The 19,377-nt window shown below is 43.6% G+C and carries 15 protein-coding genes and 2 pseudogenes; 11 read left to right on the forward strand and 6 right to left on the reverse strand.

Going from position 1 to position 19,377, the window contains the following annotated elements; translation table 11 throughout:
- The first annotated feature begins 235 nt into the window (after nucleotides 1-235).
- From atpD to V7K60_RS15135, 4 genes are all read left to right on the forward strand, one after another.
- The gene (gene atpD, locus V7K60_RS15120; RefSeq protein WP_190891177.1) at nucleotides 236-1,684 is read left to right on the forward strand and encodes a F0F1 ATP synthase subunit beta; all 1,449 of its coding nucleotides are present in this window, start codon (nucleotides 236-238) and stop codon (nucleotides 1,682-1,684) included.
- Nucleotides 1,685-1,913: 229 nt separating this feature from the next.
- Nucleotides 1,914-2,327, forward strand: coding sequence for an ATP synthase F1 subunit epsilon (atpC, locus tag V7K60_RS15125; protein WP_334926692.1), 414 nt, complete (start codon nucleotides 1,914-1,916; stop codon nucleotides 2,325-2,327).
- Between the two features lie 259 nt (nucleotides 2,328-2,586).
- Complete coding sequence (locus V7K60_RS15130) at nucleotides 2,587-4,692, forward strand: SPFH domain-containing protein (protein ID WP_334926693.1); 2,106 nt, start codon at nucleotides 2,587-2,589, stop codon at nucleotides 4,690-4,692.
- A 228-nt stretch (nucleotides 4,693-4,920) separates the two neighbouring features.
- Entirely contained in the window at nucleotides 4,921-6,765 is a 1,845-nt protein-coding gene (locus V7K60_RS15135) for a serine/threonine-protein kinase (RefSeq protein ID WP_334926694.1), read from the forward strand.
- A gap of 10 nt (nucleotides 6,766-6,775) precedes the next feature.
- On the opposite strand, the gene V7K60_RS15140 is transcribed toward V7K60_RS15135, so the two are convergent.
- Complete coding sequence (locus V7K60_RS15140) at nucleotides 6,776-7,075, reverse strand: 30S ribosomal protein PSRP-3 (RefSeq protein ID WP_094333099.1); 300 nt, start codon at nucleotides 7,073-7,075, stop codon at nucleotides 6,776-6,778.
- Between the two features lie 137 nt (nucleotides 7,076-7,212).
- Between V7K60_RS15140 and V7K60_RS15145 the strand changes: the two genes are divergently transcribed.
- The 3 genes and pseudogenes from V7K60_RS15145 to V7K60_RS15155 all read left to right on the forward strand — a co-directional run bounded on the left by V7K60_RS15145 (nucleotide 7,213) and on the right by V7K60_RS15155 (nucleotide 10,023).
- On the forward strand, nucleotides 7,213-7,683 hold the full coding sequence (locus V7K60_RS15145; RefSeq protein WP_334926695.1) for a DUF29 domain-containing protein: 471 nt from the start codon (nucleotides 7,213-7,215) through the stop codon (nucleotides 7,681-7,683).
- 40 nt (nucleotides 7,684-7,723) lie between these two features.
- Nucleotides 7,724-8,539 carry a TIGR01548 family HAD-type hydrolase gene (locus V7K60_RS15150; protein ID WP_334926696.1) on the forward strand — a complete coding sequence of 272 codons (816 nt, stop codon included), beginning with the start codon at nucleotides 7,724-7,726 and terminating at the stop codon, nucleotides 8,537-8,539.
- A 74-nt stretch (nucleotides 8,540-8,613) separates the two neighbouring features.
- Nucleotides 8,614-10,023: pseudogene (locus V7K60_RS15155) on the forward strand (cytochrome P450).
- Nucleotides 10,024-10,137: 114 nt separating this feature from the next.
- Here V7K60_RS15155 and V7K60_RS15160 read toward each other — a convergent pair.
- The 3 genes from V7K60_RS15160 to ruvB form a co-directional block, all read right to left on the reverse strand.
- On the reverse strand, nucleotides 10,138-12,924 hold the full coding sequence (locus tag V7K60_RS15160) for an HAD-IIIC family phosphatase (RefSeq protein WP_334926697.1): 2,787 nt from the start codon (nucleotides 12,922-12,924) through the stop codon (nucleotides 10,138-10,140).
- 96 nt (nucleotides 12,925-13,020) lie between these two features.
- Complete coding sequence (locus V7K60_RS15165) at nucleotides 13,021-13,824, reverse strand: tetratricopeptide repeat protein (protein ID WP_334926698.1); 804 nt, start codon at nucleotides 13,822-13,824, stop codon at nucleotides 13,021-13,023.
- A gap of 167 nt (nucleotides 13,825-13,991) precedes the next feature.
- The gene (gene ruvB / locus V7K60_RS15170) at nucleotides 13,992-15,092 is read right to left on the reverse strand and encodes a Holliday junction branch migration DNA helicase RuvB (RefSeq protein ID WP_334926699.1); all 1,101 of its coding nucleotides are present in this window, start codon (nucleotides 15,090-15,092) and stop codon (nucleotides 13,992-13,994) included.
- 235 nt (nucleotides 15,093-15,327) lie between these two features.
- On the opposite strand from ruvB, the gene hisF reads away from it, so the two are divergent.
- The 3 genes and pseudogenes from hisF to V7K60_RS15185 form a co-directional block, all read left to right on the forward strand.
- On the forward strand, nucleotides 15,328-16,101 hold the full coding sequence (gene hisF / locus V7K60_RS15175; RefSeq protein ID WP_334926700.1) for an imidazole glycerol phosphate synthase subunit HisF: 774 nt from the start codon (nucleotides 15,328-15,330) through the stop codon (nucleotides 16,099-16,101).
- A 99-nt stretch (nucleotides 16,102-16,200) separates the two neighbouring features.
- A complete protein-coding gene (locus V7K60_RS15180; protein WP_334825280.1) occupies nucleotides 16,201-16,392 on the forward strand; it encodes a hypothetical protein in 192 nt (63 codons plus the stop codon).
- Between the two features lie 150 nt (nucleotides 16,393-16,542).
- A pseudogene (locus tag V7K60_RS15185) lies at nucleotides 16,543-16,638 on the forward strand (IS5/IS1182 family transposase); the annotation flags it as partial.
- A 71-nt stretch (nucleotides 16,639-16,709) separates the two neighbouring features.
- Here the strand turns inward: V7K60_RS15185 and V7K60_RS15190 are convergent.
- Entirely contained in the window at nucleotides 16,710-18,191 is a 1,482-nt protein-coding gene (locus tag V7K60_RS15190) for a GTP-binding protein (RefSeq protein WP_334926701.1), read from the reverse strand.
- A 62-nt stretch (nucleotides 18,192-18,253) separates the two neighbouring features.
- Entirely contained in the window at nucleotides 18,254-18,547 is a 294-nt protein-coding gene (locus V7K60_RS15195; protein WP_334926702.1) for a hypothetical protein, read from the reverse strand.
- An 88-nt stretch (nucleotides 18,548-18,635) separates the two neighbouring features.
- Between V7K60_RS15195 and tpiA the strand changes: the two genes are divergently transcribed.
- Complete coding sequence (gene tpiA / locus V7K60_RS15200; protein ID WP_334926731.1) at nucleotides 18,636-19,367, forward strand: triose-phosphate isomerase; 732 nt, start codon at nucleotides 18,636-18,638, stop codon at nucleotides 19,365-19,367.
- Nucleotides 19,368-19,377: the final 10 nt, after the last annotated feature.

Below are 19,377 nucleotides of genomic sequence, written 5' to 3' on the forward strand. Positions count from 1 at the left end.
TACGTCGCGTGACAACTAGGGCGATCGCATCTGAAAAATGAGATTAGGATAAACTTGAGCATATTCTGTCAATCTGGTCAAGATGAGGACTACAACCACAATCGCCAAACTCCTTTTTAAGGAATTACTAAGAGAGTTATGTCCCCGTCCGATGCTAGAGTAAAAGGTGACATTTAATTATTCTTATGTCTTCTCCGACCTTATCTGAAATCTAGCTTCACTCATTAGGCGCAGCATGGTCACAACCGCAGAAAAAACAAACATTGGCTACATTACCCAAATCATTGGCCCAGTTGTAGACGTAAAATTTCCCGGCGGGAAATTGCCACAAATCTACAACGCTTTGAAAATCGTTGGCACCAACGAAGCTGGACAGGAAATCAACATCACCGTTGAAGTACAGCAACTGCTGGGCGACAACCAGGTGCGGACTGTTGCGATGAGTTCCACCGAAGGCTTAGTGCGCGGTTTTGAAGTGTCCGATACAGGCGCTCCGATCAACGTACCAGTTGGTAAAGCCACTTTGGGTCGAATTTTCAACGTCCTTGGCGAACCTGTGGATAACAGGGGCCCTGTAAATGCTGAGGCAAGTTTACCCATCCACCGCTCTGCTCCCAAATTCACTGACCTGGAAACCAAGCCTTCCGTGTTTGAGACTGGGATTAAAGTTGTTGACCTTTTGACTCCCTATCGACGCGGCGGTAAGATTGGTCTGTTCGGCGGTGCTGGTGTTGGTAAGACCGTGATCATGATGGAATTGATCAACAACATCGCTACTCAGCATGGTGGAGTATCGGTTTTTGCTGGCGTGGGTGAACGTACCCGTGAAGGCAATGACCTCTACAACGAAATGATTGAATCTGGGGTTATCAACAAAGACAACCTCAACGAATCAAAAATTGCTCTAGTTTACGGTCAAATGAACGAGCCACCCGGAGCCAGAATGCGGGTTGGTCTTTCGGGATTGACAGTAGCAGAATACTTCCGGGATGTAAACAAGCAGGATGTGCTGCTGTTTATTGATAACATTTTCCGGTTTGTACAAGCAGGTTCGGAAGTATCGGCGTTACTAGGTCGGATGCCTTCAGCAGTGGGATATCAGCCCACATTGGGAACCGATGTAGGTGAACTACAAGAGCGGATTACCTCAACTACAGAGGGTTCGATTACCTCCATTCAAGCAGTGTACGTACCAGCGGATGACCTCACCGACCCCGCACCTGCTACCACCTTCGCCCACTTGGACGGTACAACAGTACTATCTCGCGGTTTGGCAGCTAAAGGAATTTACCCCGCAGTTGACCCCCTTGGTTCAACTTCCACCATGCTTCAACCAAATATTGTCGGTGACGAACACTACAATACTGCGCGGGCGGTGCAATCAACTTTGCAACGTTATAAAGAACTCCAAGACATTATCGCCATTCTCGGTCTAGATGAATTGTCTGAAGAAGACCGTCTCATCGTCGCACGGGCCCGGAAAGTTGAGCGCTTCTTGTCTCAGCCGTTCTTTGTAGCAGAAGTATTTACCGGTTCTCCTGGTAAGTATGTGAAGTTGGAAGACACCATCAAAGGGTTCCAAAAGATTCTGTCTGGTGAGTTGGATGCTCTGCCAGAACAGGCTTTCTACTTGGTTGGCGATATTAACGAAGCGATCGCCAAAGCTGAAAAAATCAAAGGTTAGTCATTAGTCATTGGTCATTGGTCATTGGTCACTGGTCATTAGTCATTAGTCATTAGTTCAAGTGCTAATGACTAATGGCAATTACAAATGATAAAGGACAAAAGACATAGACGTGCCAGCGGCTACTCTACGAGTTCTCCAACGGAGTACCCGCAGGGTAGGACAAAGGACAACAGACAACAGACAAAGGACAAAGGACAAAGGACAAAGGACAAAGGACAAAGGACAAATGACATTAACCGTTCGTGTAATTTCCCCAGATAAGACAGTCTGGGATGCTCCAGCTGAAGAAGTCGTTTTGCCTAGTACTACTGGTCAACTAGGTATCTTAACTGGACACGCACCACTTTTGACTGCTCTAGATACTGGTGTCATGCGAGTTCGTGCCGCAAAAAATCAAAATTGGGAAGCGATCGCCCTTTTGGGTGGCTTTGCCGAAGTCGAAGAAAATGAAGTAACAATTCTGGTTAACGGTGCTGAACGTGGCGACAAAATCAACCTTGATGAAGCTCGTACTGCTTACAACCAAGCAGAAACACGTCTGAATCAAGTTTCTGCAGACGATCGCCAAGCCCAAATTCAGGCAACCCAAGCCTTCAAACGGGCCCGCGCTCGGTTTCAAGCTGCTGGCGGTTCGGTCTAATTTAACTTTATATTTCCACTTTGTAGGTTGGACATTGCCCAACCTACAAAATATTTATTCAGAAGAAGTCAGCACCCGTACAGAATTCATACTGAATTCTGTACGGGTGCTAAAACTCTATCCGTAAAGGGATGGAGTATTCTGAATTCTGACTCCTTGTTTATTAAATTTTAAAAAAATTACGCCAAGTTTAAGAAATCGAGCCACGCTTTGATGAAGTGTTAAATTAACTAATTAGTTGCCCTTTTGGGCACAAATTATGAAAAGCATTTCATCTTTGCTTAGTACTCGTAAACAAAATAAGGTAGCTCGTTTTGCAGCATCTGTGGTAGCAACGTTAGCACTTTCTAGTAGTATTCACTCTGCCAATGCTACTTCTGTCAAAACAACTACTGCAAAAGAAATTACTTCAACGACTGTCCAGCTAAATCAGACCACACCAAATATTGCTCAGTTACAAACAAGCACGACTCAATATCAAGCTGCTGGACTTGATCCAGTTGTGCTGGTTCCCATTCTACTTGTTGGCGGTTTAGTTATATTCGTCCCCCTGTTCTTTGGTGGACTGGTGGTTATTGGCGAACGTGAAGTCGGCATTGTGGTGAGAAAATTTACCCTTTCCGGGCGTGGACTCCCCGCCGGCAGTCTGATTGCCCTCAACGGCGAAGCTGGCTTACAGGCAGATACTTTAGCTCCTGGTTGGCACTGGGGCTATTGGCCTTGGCAGTATTCTGTAAAGAAAGAACCAGTAATTGTCGTTCCCCAAGGGGAAATCGCTTTGATTGTGGCGGCAGATGGAGCATCCAACCCACCAGAGCGGATTTTGGGTAAAATCGTGGGTTGTGACAACTTCCAAGATGCTCGAAAATTCCTCACCGAAGGTGGGGAAAAAGGGCGGCAAATGGGTTTTCTTACGGCTGGTACATACCGGATTAACACCGCCTTGTTTAAAGTCATCATGGCAGCAAATGCCAGCGCTCATGGCATGACTCCAGAACAGTTGCGGGTGTATAGTCTGGCATCTGACAAAGTTGGCATCGTCACTACTTTAGATGGCGTGCCAATTTCTGCAGGTGAACTCGCAGGCGCGATAATTGACGGACACGACAACTTTCAAAATGGTCAGAAATTTATTAATGGAGGTGGGCGGCGAGGTTTACAAGAACAGATATTGCTTTCTGGTTCTTGGAACTTGAATCCTTGGTTTGTCCAGGTTGAGCAAGTGCCGATGACAGAAATTCCCATTGGGTATGTAGGTGTGGTGATTTCTTTCGTGGGTAAGGCACATCAAGATGTCAGTGGTGCAGCTTTCACCCACGGTAACTTGGTTAATCCTGGACATAAAGGCGTATGGATCGAACCGCTATATCCTGGCAAACACCCAATTAATTCCCGGATTATGAAGATGGAACTGGTGCCAACGACCAACATTGTATTAAATTGGTCAGACCGCACCGAACGCCACAGCTATGATGCTCAACTAGCTTCCTTGACAGTGCGATCGCGTGATGGGTTTGCCTTTGATTTGGAAGTAGCACAAATTATTCATGTGGGTGCTTTGGATGCCCCGAAGGTAATTTCTCGTGTTGGTGCAATGCAAAATCTGGTAGACCATGTATTAGAACCGACTATCGGGAATTATTTCCGCAACTCAGCCCAAGACTATACTGTACTAGACTTTCTGACTGCTCGGAGTGAACGGCAAGCTGAGGCTGCTGAGTATATTAAAACAGCATTACGGGCTTATGACGTGCAAGCGATCGACACCCTCATTGGTGATATTCAGCCACCAGCGTCGTTAATGCAGACACAGACAGACCGGAAAATTGCTGAAGAAGAACGCAAGACTTATGAAGTCCAGCAGATGGCGCAAACCCAACGGCAGCAACTTGTCCGGGAAACGGCACTGGCTAATATCCAGCAAGAAATGGTGAAATCAGAGCAGAGTGTGCATATTGCTGACCTAAAAGCCCAAGCCCAAATCAAAGAGGCAAACGGTGAAGCTGAGGGGACAAAACTCAGGACAATTGCTGAGGCTGAAGGTATTCGGGCCACAGGTAATGCCAAAGCTGAAACCTATCGCGCTGGTGTGGAAGCCTTGGGGTCACAAGGTTATACAGCAATGCAACTGATGCAGATTATCGGCGATCGCAATGTCCGTTTGATTCCAGATGTCTTAGTTGGCAGTAACGGCAGCAATAATGGCTTAGTGGATGGGCTACTATCGATGATTTTATGGAATCAAACTGGTAAAGGTGAATTGATACCAACACCTTTGCATCCGCAACCAGTAGTTACCCAAGGACAACCAACCCCAGAAAACGGTTATCCACCGATAGTTGTGAATTTTCCGGGGGATAAGTAACATTAGGAACATCCGGTAGGGGCATAACATTGTTCATACGTGTCAACTTAAGCCCAAAGCTATATTGGGTAAATGTTTTACACATCACCTCACGCCCTCATCCTCTAACCCCTTCTCCCAAGGGAGAAGGGGAATTGAATCTCAAGATCCCCTCTCACTCATGGGAGAGGGGCTGGGGGTGAGGGCAAAACGTTCTCACTAAGAGGGTTTCACGTTAAGTTTGCACCAATGAATATTGTTGTGCCCTTACAAAAAACCGGGCATTTTGCTCACCTTGTAGGTGGAGAAATTTTGCTTTTACAAGAACGTTATCGTTTACTCAAGCAGATTGGTAAAGGGGGATTCTGCAAAACCTTCCTCGCTGTAGATGAAGGTCAGTTTCCACCAATTCCTTGCGTCGTTCAAGAATTATCGCCAGAAGACGAAACATTTAAAAATTTTCAGCAGAAGGCGCAACAGCTAGAAGAATTAGGAAAGCATCCCCAAATTCCCGCTTTGTTGGCTTATTTCCAACAGAACAGGCATTTTTATTTAGTGCAGGAGTTTATTGCAGGCACTAATTTAGCTCAGATGGTTGAAGAAGAAGGTGCTTTTAATGAAACTCAGATTTGGCAACTTTTAGAAGATTTATTGCCAGTTTTTCAGTTTCTTAGCGATCGCAACATCATCCACCGCGATATTAAACCCCAAAATATTATCCGTAGATCCCCAATTACCAAGAAGGGGGATTTCGTCATAGTCGATTTTTCCACTGCGAAAATCGTCACAGAAATCGATCGACTAACATCTGAAACCAGTATTGGCAGCCCAGAATACGCTGCACCAGAGCAGACGAAAGGAAAAGCCGTTTTTGCTAGTGATTTATATAGCTTGGGTGTAACTTGTATTTACTTACTTACTCAGATTTCTCCCTTTGATTTATTTGATATTGCAAATGATTGCTGGGTTTGGCAACAATATCTTACTACTAAGGTAAGCGATGTCTGGCGACAAGACTCAAAGAGTCTACGCTTGGCGCAAATCCTCGACAAGCTGCTGCAAAATTCTGTTAACCGTCGCTTTCAATTGGCTGATGAAGTTATGCAAGCAATGGGTATAGAATGTAAAACTCAAAATTTTAAATTACCAACTCCTCCTTGGCGATGCTTGCATACTCTGAGTGGAAATTCTGGTGTGTTGAGTAAGGTGAATACCATTGCCATCAGTCCTGACAGTTACACTTTAGTCAGTGGTAGTGATGACAAAAACATCAAGTTATGGGATTTAAATACTCAAAAAGTCCTAGCTAGCTTATCAGGACATTCCCAAGCTGTAAAATCAGTTGCCTTCAATCCTGATGGTCAAATTCTGGCAACTGCTAGCGACGATAAAACGATCAAATTGTGGCAGGTTGAAACATTAAAAGAAATCTGCACCCTCTTGGGACACTCACACGCGGTAAAATCAGTTGCTTTCAGTCCAAATGGGCAGATTCTCGCTAGTGGAAGCTGGGATAAGACAGTTAAACTTTGGGATGTCAATACTGGTACAGAAATTTGCACCCTAACTGGACACCAATTACAGGTAAATTCAGTAGCATTTAGTCTCCAAGGACAGCTTTTAGCCAGCGCTAGTTATGACAGAACAATTCGCTTGTGGCAGATAGAAGGTTTCCAAAGAAAATTTCAAAACCGCCCATGCTATAGCTTGTTAAGCACCCTTTCGGGTCATGCATGGGCGGTTTTGACAGTCGCTTTTAGTCCCGATGGGAAAATTTTGGCGACGGGTAGTGATGATAACACTATTAAGTTGTGGGAGGTAAACACTGGTCAGCTAATTTGCACACTTGTAGGCCATTCTTGGTCTGTGGTGGCTGTGGCTTTTACTGCCGATGGTGAAACGCTCCTAAGCGCAAGTTGCGACAAAACAGTTAAACTTTGGAGGGTAAGCACAGCAGAAGAGATTGCTACTCTCTCTGGTCATGTAGACTCAGTATCTGCTGTTGCTGTGAGCAAAGTTACACAATTAATTGCAAGCGGCAGCCGGGACAAGACTATCAAACTGTGGCAGCTTGTAGAACAGGACAATAGCTAATTTTGTAATATCAAGCGCTACCTGTAAAGGCAACTTCTGGAAATTTCAACTGAGCTTCTGCCATTGGACGGTTTCTACCTTCCTCTTGCCAGTAATTAATCACTTCTGTCGCTTTGTTAAGCAACTCAACACGATCCAGGTCAGTAATCCAATGTTTGGATTCTAATTCCTTTTTTAACTCTTCCCAGGCATCATTTCTGGGCCAAAAAAAGTACTTAGTCAAGGGACTGGTGCCTTTGCCTACAACTTGATCGACTGCTAGAGCAACGTTCTCATCTAACCACAGAATTTTCAAAATAAACTTGGTCAATCACACCTCCGGGAATTTCCGGGCATTACTTAATTAGGATAGCGATCGCTTATTTTAACGCAATACCCTATCAAATGACCAAACAGTGATTGGATTGGGCTAGCATAAGGTGTAGTCGGCACTAACTAAAAATGCTTATGACTGCTCAACTGCCCCAATCTCAAACAACATCTGGTTCAGATTTGTATGAGCAAGACTTTTATCTGTGGATTCAAACCACGGCAGAACTGCTCAAGCAAAAGAATTTCACACAACTGGACTTAGACAACCTGATTGAAGAAATTGAAACGATGGGCAGAAGTGAAAAGCGGGCATTGGAGAGCAATCTGGAAGTGTTGCTGATGCATCTGCTCAAATACCAAATTCAAACTGAAAGGTGCTCAAAAAGTCGGCAGTACACAATTTTGGAACACCGCAGGCGAGTCCAAAAGGCACTCAACGAAAGTCCGAGTTTGAAGCCTCACTTTGATCGGGTTTTTGATGAAAGCTATCAAACCGCTAGACGACTGGCTGTAATTGAAACTGGATTAGCAATCGCTACCTTCCCCGAACAATCTTCATTCACACCAGAGCAAGCCCTCGACCCTGATTTTTTACCTGAGTCATGAGCGCATTATGATGATGTAAAACTCTTTTGCTTCTGACTCCATGACTCAAAAAACTTCTGTAACAGCGATCGTTGTTTTCGATATTGATGGCGTTGTGCGCGATGTTGGCGGTTCCTATCGCCGAGCGATCGCAGATACCGTAGAATATTTTACTACCCAAGCATATCGGCCAACCCCACTGGATATTGACCAACTCAAATCTGAAGGCGTGTGGAATAATGATTGGGAAGCATCGCAGGAATTAATTTACCGCTACTTTGAAACCCAAAAACAGAGCCGTGAGCAACTGCAACTAGATTACAGTGCGATCGTTGCTTTTTTTCAATCCCGTTATCGTGGCTCAGACCCAAATAATTTTACTGGGTATATCTGTAATGAACCCTTATTATTACAACCTAGCTATTTAGAACAACTTACCCAAGCCGGGATTACTTGGGGATTTTTTAGCGGTGCGACTCGTGGTTCAGCTAACTACATTTTGGAAAAGCGTCTGGGCTTAGAATCTCCAGTGTTGATTGCGATGGAAGATGCGCCAGGTAAACCAGACCCGACTGGACTTTTCGCCACAGTTGGCTTATTAGAGAATGGAATTGAGCAAAGATTAGCTGTAGTGTATGTGGGAGATACGGTAGCAGATATGTATACTGTCGAAAAAGCACAGGCTTTAGATTCTTCTCGCAGTTGGATTGGTGTAGGGGTTTTACCTCCGCATGTACAGGAAACAGCAGCGCGTGGTGATGCATATAGCAAGACACTGCTAGCAGCAGGAGCAGTGGTAGTTTTAAGTAATGTGCAGGAATTGACCCCAAGGCAGATTCAAGAATTGGTGAGTTCAGCTGCCCAAACTGTGGTCTAAGATAAATCAAGCTAGGGGTGCATGGATGACTGGCTGATAACAATCTTGCTTTAATCATTGGGAGATTAATAAAAATGTCTGGACTTAAACTGCCTAATGGCCCTCAAACTCACCCTTGGGTACAGACGTATCAATGGCTTACTAATCCCATAGAATATATGGAAGCCTGTGCTAAACGTTATGGTGATATCTTCACTCTTCGGATTGGCCCTGTTTTTACTCTTCAAGTGTTCATTAATAATCCCTAGGCGATTCAGCAGATTTTTATCACAGATCCAAAACAGTTGGACTCTGGTGAATCGGCGGGTATTAAATCGCCTTTATTAGGACGGCAATCACTATTAGCTCTAGAAGGCAAGCCTCACCAGCGCCAACGAAAGTTGTTGACACCCCCTTTACACGGAGAAAGAATGTTGGCTTATGGTCAGTTAAGCCGTGACATCACTAAGCAAGTGATTAGTCAATGGCAAGTTGGGGAATCCTTTTCAGTTCTGCCATCTATGCAAGAAATCTCTTTACAGGTAATTTTGAAAGCTGTATTTGGTCTAGCAGATGGGCTACGTTATGAAAAACTCAAGGAAGTGCTGCTGAAAATCCTGAATCCACAGCAACCTTTTGTTACGGCAATGATACTTGTTTTCCCATCACTGCAACGAGATTTAGGTTCTTGGAGTCCTTGGGGAAAATTTCTGCGTTTATGAGAGCAAATGGATGAACTCATATATGCTGAGATTAGCGATGCCTCCGGCGGGCTACGCCTACACAAACAGCAGCCTGACCCATCTCGGACTGATATCCTATCTTTGATGATGGCAACTCGTGATGAAGAGGGGCAGCGGATGACTGATGTAGAGTTACGCGATGAGTTAATTACCCTCTTGGTAGCGGGTCACGAGACTACAGCGACTTCCTTAGCATGGGCTTTGTACTGGATTCACCATTTGCCAGATGTGCGTGCAAAACTACTGCAAGAAATAGATAGCCTGGGTGAAAACCCTGACCCAAATGCTATTTTGCGGTTGCCATATTTGAGTGCTGTTTGTTCAGAAGCTCTGCGCTTATATCCAGTGGCAATGTTGGGATTAAATCGCTTGGTAAAATCCCCCCTAAAAATTATGGGCTATCAGTTGAATGCTGGTAATTTGGTAATTCCTTGCATTTATTTGACCCATCATCAAGAAGATTTATATCCCTAGTCGAAGCAATTTAAGCCAGAACGTTTTCTAGAACGGCAGTTTACCCCTTCTGAATATTTACCTTTTGGTGGCGGGAACCGTCGTTGTATTGGAATGGCATTTGCCCTGTTTGAGATGAAGGTGGTTTTGGCAACAGTACTGTCTTGCTGGCAGATGGAATTGGCCCAAAGTCAACCAGTACAACCAACACGTAAGGGCGCTTTGTTGGGACCAAAAGGCGGTGTACAGATGATGGTGACTGGCAGGCGTGAACAAAATCAGCGATTACTAGAAACGACTGTAGTGTAGAAAGTCTGAAATGATATGAGATAGGGTGGGAGCGATGCCTGCGGCGGTAAACTACGCATTGTTGCATCTCTGGAGGCGTCTAACATTAATAGTTGCCTCCAGAGCAGGTCTTAACTAAACTAATTCTGGCAACCGAACCAGAATTTTAACATGCTCAAGCTTTTTGGGAGCGATCGCGACCTCAGCTTCTAGAATGTCTGATTGCTTTTGCAAAAAACCTATGTTCAAAAGAAAAGCCTTAACTTGCTCGTTTCGTGGACCTGAACTGTAAGGAGCAATAATTTTAGTTAAATTCTTTTGAGCAGCAAAGTCAAAAATACTTCTTAAAAAGGATTGCTCTACTCCACGTCCCAAAGCACGACAGCTGATTAGGAAGGTATCTAAAAACAAACATCTGTCCTTCTGTTGAAGAATTGCTACACCAACAAGACCATAATCACCAAAGCGGTCTTTAAGATTTAGTACCAGAATGGAACAAGATTTCTGAATTTCTTGAATTTCTGCTAACGAACGGCGAATTAAGGAAAGATTAAACTGATTGGTCTTCTGAGTCAATTGCACAACTCGTGGCAAATCTCTTTCCTCGGCAGACCGAATTTCTACAACCAGTTGTAAGGATTCTAGATAAGTCTCAAGGCTAGTTACGTTCTGCTGCAATTCCTGGCGCTGTTGCTCTTGCACTATAAACTCTGTTCTTATCTTGTCTTCTGTTGTGATATTTGAAGCATCAAAACACCAAAGTTTAGAAAGGGTTGCAACATATTGTGCTGGATCTTTTGGCATGGTAACAACAGTTACCTCTGGGGAATTAGTCTGCACTTCCAAGCATTCAAATTGGGAATCATCCACAAAAACGAAAGAGTCCAGACCCAAGTTTAATTCCTTAGCAAGGTCGTACAAATTGGTAGATTTTGCCTTCCAGTTAATCCGATGAGCAGCAATATCTGAGCGTTGAATCACCATTTCTGGATGATTTTCAAATACATTCCAGACATCTGCTTCCTCATTTTTGCTGACCACCACCAGTAAAATACCGCGTTGTTTCAGATCCAAAAGCATTTCTTGAAACAGACGAAAACTACGACCTGGATGATCGTTGCTCAAGGCGATGCCATCAATACCGTCTTCACCAAGGATACCGCCCCACAAAATACCATCACAGTCGAGTGCCAGAACTTTTTTAGCTGGAAGAAATATTCCCCTAGCTAAACGGGTAATCGCAATTCCAAGTCTAGGGTAAACAATCTGTGAATAGGGAGCGCGAGCGATCGCCTCAAATGAAGCATCCTGTGCATTCTGTCGTCCGATTTCCTCAACAACTTTGGCAAAGTCTAAAATATGAATTCCTTCCAATTTTTCCAGTTGTTCCTGCCACCAAAAGCGTAGTTTATCCACCTGTTGATGCTTTCCATGAAAAAATGGCGAAACGGCTGGGGGTAAATTCGACACAATTAGACCCTTTTTCTTAGCAGCATAACTACTGATAGCATCCAAAAGTTGATTGGTGCGAATCATTCCATCCCGATCGCCATCAGAGATTAAATCTTCTGGGCGAGTCAGTACGACGTTTAACCCATTTGGATTATTCATAAAAGCGCTATCTGGGGCCAGAAGAGTCTGTTCCAATTGGTTGAATTCAGCGAACTCAACCAAAAATGGAATGTAGAAGGCTCGACACCATAGTTCTAAGGTAGAACCTAGTGGTTGTGCAGTAAAACTGGCAGAGATGATAATTTTTTTATCACTTTGCGTTATATCCCGAAAACGACGAGCAAGTACCTGAGTGACAGTTTCTGAATCGTAAAGTGGAAGAAGTTCTGAATTATTGGGAATCTTAGTATCTTGGATAGGACTGGTTTCGACGCCCAAACTATCAGGAAAATCATTTTCTGTATAGGTAGTAATTATTTGCTCAATTGAATTGCGAGAATTTAGTTTGAAAATATCTTCAGGAGGAACACGAATTGAAAATCGGTCATATAATGCAGCGGTAATTGACATTGTTGCCAGAGAATCCCATGTCATACAGTTGTCACTATTCAGGTCAGCAGAAACCTCTTCTGGTGATAAACGAATAGCATTAGCAATTATTTCATTCAATTCTGAGGCAGCTATTTGCTTAGGCAAAGACTTTGGTTTGGTCTGATCTGCATATTCATTTCGTTTGCGTATCAAAATAGCAGGATTACCGCCCCAAACCTCCCCTCGTCCTATTCGTGTATAAGGAAGAACATTACTACCTACTTCTACTATAGCGTCCTCTGCAATTTTGACACCCATTCCGATTCGGGTATTACCACCAATGGTACTGCGATCTCCAATTGTAATTGGCTCTGAAATATATTTAACTTTACCATCAGATGTGTTGAGAGCATGAGCAACAATATGACATTCACTACCAATAACAACATTGTTGCCGATGTATGTCAAATCTGGATCTTGTAGCCATACAACTATTGTCGATCTGTTACCGATATGTACCTTTGGAGAATAGGCACGCATTGCCAGATTTCTGAGCCATTTCAATGCAGTTGGGGTAAGTTTAAAATAATTCAGCAAAGGCAATGAATCGAGCAATATTAGTAATCTATAAGAGTTAATTGTAGGTGATAATTGAATCAGTAATAATACATCTTCAAGAACATTGATTTCTACAAATCTTGGTTTCTTGACAGATTTAAATAGAAGAGTTGTGACTAATGCACTCAGGCACAAAAAGAGAAACAACCAGAATAAGTAAACGATAGGCAATATTGCCATCAGAACCAGGCTCTTGGTTTCTGGTAAGATACTTAAAATCAGCCAAGCCTCCAGAAGTCCAACCAGAATCATTAGCACCAATGGATAGAGCCAATTGATAGTTTCTATAGAGAGTGCAGCCAGTATTTTGATCAGTTTCATAGTAGATGCATCTATACTTCGCTACACAAAATAATACAAAAAATACATACAGTAAATCCCTCTGTTGGAGGTTGTAAAAATCACTTAAAAATGCAATTACTCCAGTTTCAAGAATTTATTTAAAGCTGATACCATACTGGGCGGCCAACGGCGGATATTTGTTACCCAGTTGATGTCCTTATAACGGCTATCAAGTCCATAAGCTGCTACCCAGTTACTTTCGGCTTCACCTTGTTCTCCATTTACCCAGTAGGCAGCTGTGAGAGCGGCACGCATATCGGCAAACTTGGGATATTTACGGACAATATTCCGCATTTCACGAATTGCTTGGTCTTTTTGACCAGTTTCATAAAGAGCGAGAGCGTAGTTAGCACGGGCGAAAGCAAAATTTGGGGCTATCTCATTAGATTTTTTGTAGTCTGCGATCGCCGAATCCCATTTTCCCAAACCTGCTGTGGCATTACCGCGATTGTTATACGCCATTGCATCGTTAGGATCGAGTTCTAGAACACGATTGTAATCTGCGATCGCATCGTCCCATTTTCCTAACCCTTCCAACGCTGCCCCCCGATTCAAGTAAGGATCGGTGACATTCGGCGCTAATTCTATTGCTTTGTTATAATCTGCCAGCGCCTCTTGTAACTTATTCTGACTCACCCGCGAATTTCCCCGGTTACTCCACGCCCCCGCATTTGTGGGAAATTGCTCAATAATCTTTGTCCAGTAAGTTTCAGCCGTAGCAAAGTCACCTTGATTCGTCGCTATAAATGCTTGATTTGCCCACTCATCACCTTGTTTTAACTGTTCTTGAGTAATGGGCGGCTGAGATTGTGCCATGACTGGAGTACCCCAGCCAAACACAATTAACAGACTAAGAAAAATACTAATTAACTTAATCATCTAGCTTTACCTAATTTGTCATTTGTCATTTGTCATTTGTCATTGAGCATGGGGCAGAGGAATGGAGTTCAAAGGCTCATTAAAGGAGTTCAAAGACTCTTTAATGGAGTTCAAAGGCTCTTTAACGAGTATCAATGCCCCCATGCCCAATGCCCCATGCCCATAATTTACAATAATGACAACTGTTCATTAGGCGGCGTGAATCCCAAATGCTTATATGCTGCCTTTGTCGCCATCCTGCCGCGATGAGTTCGAGTTAAATACCCAATCTGCATGAGGTAAGGTTCGTACACCTCTTCAATTGTTTGAGTATCTTCACCCGTCGCTGCTGCCATTGTTTCTAACCCCACTGGTCCACCGTTAAATTGTTCAATTATTACACTCAGCATCTGGCGGTCTGTCCAATCTAAACCGCAGGGATCTACTTGGAATAGTTGCAATGCTTCAGATGCAATGCTTTCATTAATCTCTCCAGATAACTTTACTTCCGCATAATCACGTACCCGTTTCAGTAACCTATTGGCAATACGTGGCGTTCCGCGTGAACGACGGGCAATTTCTGCAGCACCATCTTCTGTAACGGGAGTTTTGAGTAATTGAGCGGTTCGCAGTACAATTTTAGTCAGTTCGTCAACTTCGTAAAATCGCAGTTTTTGAATCAAACCAAAGCGATCGCGCAGTGGTGAAGTTAAAGCACCAACACGGGTTGTAGCACCCACTAGGGTAAACTTTGATAGCGGCAAACTTCTAATCCGAGCGCTGGAACCCTTACCAATGGTAATATCTAAGCGATAATCTTCCATTGCTGGATAGAGAATTTCCTCCGTCATCCGCGAGAGGCGATGAATTTCATCCACAAATAAGATATCCCCTGGCTTGAGGTTTACCAATAGCCCAACAATATCCCGTGGACGTTCTAGGGCTGGCGCACTGGTAATTTTGTAATTTACCCCCATTTCCGATGCTAAAATCATTGCCATTGTGGTTTTGCCCAATCCCGGTGGCCCATACAGCAGCAAGTGATCCAGTACCTCACCACGAGACTTGGCTGCTTTAATGGCAATATCTAGCACATCCTTTAAATCTTTTTGCCCAATGTAATCAGCAAATCGGTGTGGTCGAATACCTTCTTCTTGCTGTTCTTGCTCATCAATAGCAGCTTCAGGCTTCAAAATATTTTCTGTGGATGGTGCTTTCGCCGACTCTCGACGCTGCTTTGGTTCTCCGTTGGGTTCTGGAGGCTGTTTTTTCGAGGAGATTATCGCCATAATTCAGCTATCTACTTTTAGGGGACTAGGGACTGGGGACTGGGGATTGGGGACTGGGGACTGGGGACTGGGGACTGGGGACTGGGGACTAGGGGGAAAATAAATAACTCCTAACTCCTAACTACCTAACTCAACACTCTCTTTGCCCCATACCCATGAAAATTTTCGTTAGAGAATACCCGCGTCAATTTAAAATTTAAATTCCGGTCAATTAACCAGAAGTACAAAAGTTATTATGTTATCTAAAAGAATCTTACCGTGCTTAGATGTGAAGGCGGGACGGGTTGTAAAAGGAGTTAACTTTGTTAATCTCCAAGATGCAGGCGATCCGGTAGAACTGGCCAAGGTTTACAACGAAGCCGGTGCTGATGAGTTAGTATTTCTGGATATTACAGCTACTCATGAAGACCGAGCTACAATTTTAGATGTGGTCTACCGCACTGCTGAACAGGTCTTTATTCCATTGACTGTAGGTGGTGGCATTCAATCCTTAGAAAATGTTAAAGCTTTGTTACGAGTGGGCGCAGATAAGGTTAGTATTAATTCTGCGGCAGTGCGGGAACCAGACTTGATTAATCGGGCAAGCGATCGCTTTGGTAATCAGTGCATAGTTGTTGCTATTGATGCCAGACGCAGAAATAACCCGGAAAATCCAGGTTGGGATGTGTATGTGCGGGGTGGCAGAGAAAATACAGGCTTAGATGCCCTATTGTGGGCACAGGAAGTTGAAAAACGGGGGGCCGGAGAACTGCTAGTCACAAGTATGGATGCTGATGGAACCCAAGCTGGGTATGACATTGAAATCACAAGGGCAATTGCTGATGCTGTAGAAATTCCAGTTATTGCTTCTGGTGGTGCAGGTAATTGTGAACATATCTACACTGCCCTAACTGAAGGCAAAGCTGAAGCTGCATTACTCGCGTCACTATTACATTACGGACAATTAAGCGTAGCAGAAATTAAAAGTTACTTGCGTGATCGCAACGTGCCAGTCAGAACATTCTATTGAGCTACCATTACTCATTTAATGACATCCATCTAAGGTTAGACACACTTCCTGAAAAGGGTGTTAATATTATTTTACAAGTATTAACAAATATTAAAAAATATGTTGCTTCCTATTTTACTTTTTGATGTAGCCCTGGTAGCGTGGTCGCTGCACTTAATGGAAAAAGCCTATGAGAGTAAAGAATTTTCTCTAATGTTAGCTGGTACCTTAGTTGCTCTTGCTGCCGCTGCCATGTTAGTAGTTTACTTTTTGATGGGGCATTGTATGACCTATTTGTTGAAAGTATCCTAGAGAGTGCTGAGTGTGAGAGGAGATATTTAAAATTTAGCTTCCAGAAAAAGCTTGACAAAGTAATAATAATTAAGCGATTACATAGGGTTTATTTTAAGGGGTTATAGCGCGTTTGGTAGCGCACCTGTACATTCACAAATTAGATGTCGCAATCGATTTCGGCGTTTGAGTAAAAATTATGAGTTTTACACAGAGCTAAGTGAAGCAATAATTTATGGCTCATTGATTCGTCTGATAGTAAAGTGAATAGCACCTTAAGCTTTTCTTGACGAATCAGCTATAAGGACAAATATGGCTAACCAAACCTGATTTATGCATTACTTTTTGAGTTTTACCTTGTGAAGTAATTCATCTTTAATACGGTTAAGAATTGAAGTCTCATCCAAGTTTGCCAAAATCCGATTAATCACTGCTTTCGGCCCATCAGGCCCCCAAGTTGCGCCATTGGCTAAATAAACTTTGGTAACTTGTCCAATCCCGTAAGAAGAAACACCAGCTACTCCTCCTTGGGTAATTGCTACCGATATATAAGGGCCTAGCGCAATACCACCCGTAGCTGTTGCAGAGATTCCAAGTAAAGTTTTTAATCCACTCAAGCCTAAATTTGCTAACAATTCACTAGCACCGATGCCACCCATACTCAGGGCTATTTTTTGTAGCAATTGTACAGCTCCGGCTTCGGTCATGGAGAAGCCATAGAGTTTAGATAAACCCAAAATCAGAGCAATATCAATTACCACACTACTCAGAATATCTACCACAGTTACAGGATTGAGTGCGATCGCTAATGCCTTAGTCATCACAGCCTTCCAAATCAACTGATTGGCATTCACCTCCCGAATCATCAGTTTTCGTTCTATCAACTGCTCATTTACGATATCGGCATAAAGCATAGTATTAAGAGCAACCAAAGCTTTGCCCTCACGATGTAGAATCTCCAATATTTTCAGCTTCAGTTCCTCAACTTGGGCATTCCCTGTACGCAACTGTATACCCCTCGTACCATCAGGGCGACGAATTGCTGTCTTCACCAATGGCGATGCCGCAGCCATGACAATTTCTAAAGGTGTGAGTAATTCCCGCACCCTTTCATCCCGGATTTTGTGATAAATTGCCATCCGGTCTGCTTCTGGATACTGGTCTACTTTGTTAAACACTAGAATGATCGGTTTACCTGCTTCCCGCAGCTGAGAAAGGGCAGCGTATTCCAGCTTTGTCATATCACCAGATATCACAAACAGAATCAAATCCGCTTGTTTGGCAATCTGTTCAGCTAACGCGGCACGGGTTGCACCATCTACTTCATCTAACCCAGGAGTATCAATTAATTCCACTTGGGATTGACCTACACCAGGGAGAGTGACACGCAAAGCACGTTCAGTTTCCCCAATCATCTCCTCGCTAATACTCCAATTAACTGTTTGTGCAGTACGGGTGACACCGTGCAGTGGCCCAGTTTCAAATACCGTTTGCCCAACCAAAGAATTGAGTAGAGAAGACTTACCACGTCCCACCATGCCAAAAGTTGCAATCTGCACTACCATGCGGTCTAACTTCCCTAGCATGGTTTCCAAATCAGCAATTTCCGTCTCTAATCCGGTTTTCTCTTGGGGGGTGAGGTCGAGATTGGCTACCAAGTTTCGCAGCGCCGTTTGTGCTTGTTTATAATTCAGTTCCGTCTGAATATCTTCAAAACTGAAAATGGCACTATTCAATTCTTCCTCCCAGCTGAGAGAATTTGCGTCAGTGTTGGCAGAATCGCTTTGATCAGGTTCAGGCAGGGGCAATGTCGAAGTCATATCAATTTGAGATTTGAATTTTGGGATTTTTAAATTAGCCCTGTCTCTTATCGTAGTTATTTTTAACAGGGGTTTGTGGAGATAAGGGAGCAGGGGGAGCAGTAGGATACAAGAGTGGAAGTCAAAGACTCATTAACGGAGTTCAAAGACTCGTCGGCGAGTATTAAAGACTCATTAACAGAGTTCAAAGACTCGTCAGCGAGTATTAAAGACTCATTCACGAGTATCAAAGACTCGTCGGCGAGTATTAAAGACTCATTAACAGAGTTCAAAGACTCGTCAGCGAGTATCAAAGACTCATTCACGAGTATCAAAGACTCGTCGGCGAGTATTAAAGACTCATCCCCTATTCCCAATGCTCAACTAGTGGACTAATGGCTAACAAAAAGTCATAAACTGAAAAATGCATCTAAATAACTCGTTAGGATCTTGACTAAATTACCTGTGCGGAAAATCGTTATTGCCGGCAACTGGAAAATGTTCAAAACCCAGGCAGAGACCCAGGAGTTTTTACAAGGATTTCTGCCCTACTTAGACGAAAGCCCCGAAGGGCGAGAAGTGATATTGTGCCCTCCTTTCACTGATTTAAGCCTTTTGTCCCAGAGTTTGCACGGTAGCCTCATCCACCTGGGGGCACAAAATGTCCATTGGGAAGAATATGCAGCCTATACAGGCGAGGTTTCTGGCCCAATGCTCACAGAAATTGGTGTGCGCTTTGTGATTGTCGGTCATAGTGAACGAAGGCAATACTTTGGTGAAACGGATGCAACCGTTAATCTGCGCCTCCGAGCTGCTCAAAGGTTTGGTTTGACCCCAATTTTATGTGTTGGCGAAACTAAACAACAACGAGATGCGGGAGAAGCTGAATCAGTGATTACTCTCCAACTCGACAAAGGCTTGCTAGATATTGATCAGGAAAATTTGGTGATTGCCTATGAACCGATTTGGGCGATCGGTACTGGTGATACCTGTGAAGCAACGGAGGCGAATCGGATAATTGGCTTAATTCGGAGCAAGTTGAGTAATCCGAATGTATCAATTCAATATGGCGGCTCAGTCAAGCCAAATAATATTGATGAAATTATGGCTCAACCAGAAATTGATGGTGTTTTAGTAGGAGGAGCAAGTCTAGAACCTGAGAGTTTCGCTCGGATTGTGAATTTTCAGTCAGTGTAATATGCCTTCT

This window comes from Nostoc sp. (genome assembly GCF_036917555.1).
Lineage (GTDB): Bacteria > Cyanobacteriota > Cyanobacteriia > Cyanobacteriales > Nostocaceae > Nostoc.

Excerpts from the sequence above, each read along its gene's own strand:
- V7K60_RS15135 (WP_334926694.1), top strand. The coding sequence starts at position 4,921 with ATGAATATTGTTGTGCCCTTACAAAAAACCGGGCATTTTGCTCACCTT.
- atpD (WP_190891177.1), top strand. The coding sequence starts at position 236 with ATGGTCACAACCGCAGAAAAAACAAACATTGGCTACATTACCCAAATC.
- V7K60_RS15180 (WP_334825280.1), top strand. The coding sequence starts at position 16,201 with ATGTTGCTTCCTATTTTACTTTTTGATGTAGCCCTGGTAGCGTGGTCG.
- atpC (WP_334926692.1), top strand. The coding sequence starts at position 1,914 with ATGACATTAACCGTTCGTGTAATTTCCCCAGATAAGACAGTCTGGGAT.
- V7K60_RS15145 (WP_334926695.1), top strand. The coding sequence starts at position 7,213 with ATGACTGCTCAACTGCCCCAATCTCAAACAACATCTGGTTCAGATTTG.
- V7K60_RS15150 (WP_334926696.1), top strand. The coding sequence starts at position 7,724 with ATGACTCAAAAAACTTCTGTAACAGCGATCGTTGTTTTCGATATTGAT.
- V7K60_RS15165 (WP_334926698.1), bottom strand. The coding sequence starts at position 13,824 with ATGATTAAGTTAATTAGTATTTTTCTTAGTCTGTTAATTGTGTTTGGC.
- ruvB (WP_334926699.1), bottom strand. The coding sequence starts at position 15,092 with ATGGCGATAATCTCCTCGAAAAAACAGCCTCCAGAACCCAACGGAGAA.
- V7K60_RS15160 (WP_334926697.1), bottom strand. The coding sequence starts at position 12,924 with ATGAAACTGATCAAAATACTGGCTGCACTCTCTATAGAAACTATCAAT.
- hisF (WP_334926700.1), top strand. The coding sequence starts at position 15,328 with ATGTTATCTAAAAGAATCTTACCGTGCTTAGATGTGAAGGCGGGACGG.
- V7K60_RS15190 (WP_334926701.1), bottom strand. The coding sequence starts at position 18,191 with ATGACTTCGACATTGCCCCTGCCTGAACCTGATCAAAGCGATTCTGCC.
- V7K60_RS15130 (WP_334926693.1), top strand. The coding sequence starts at position 2,587 with ATGAAAAGCATTTCATCTTTGCTTAGTACTCGTAAACAAAATAAGGTA.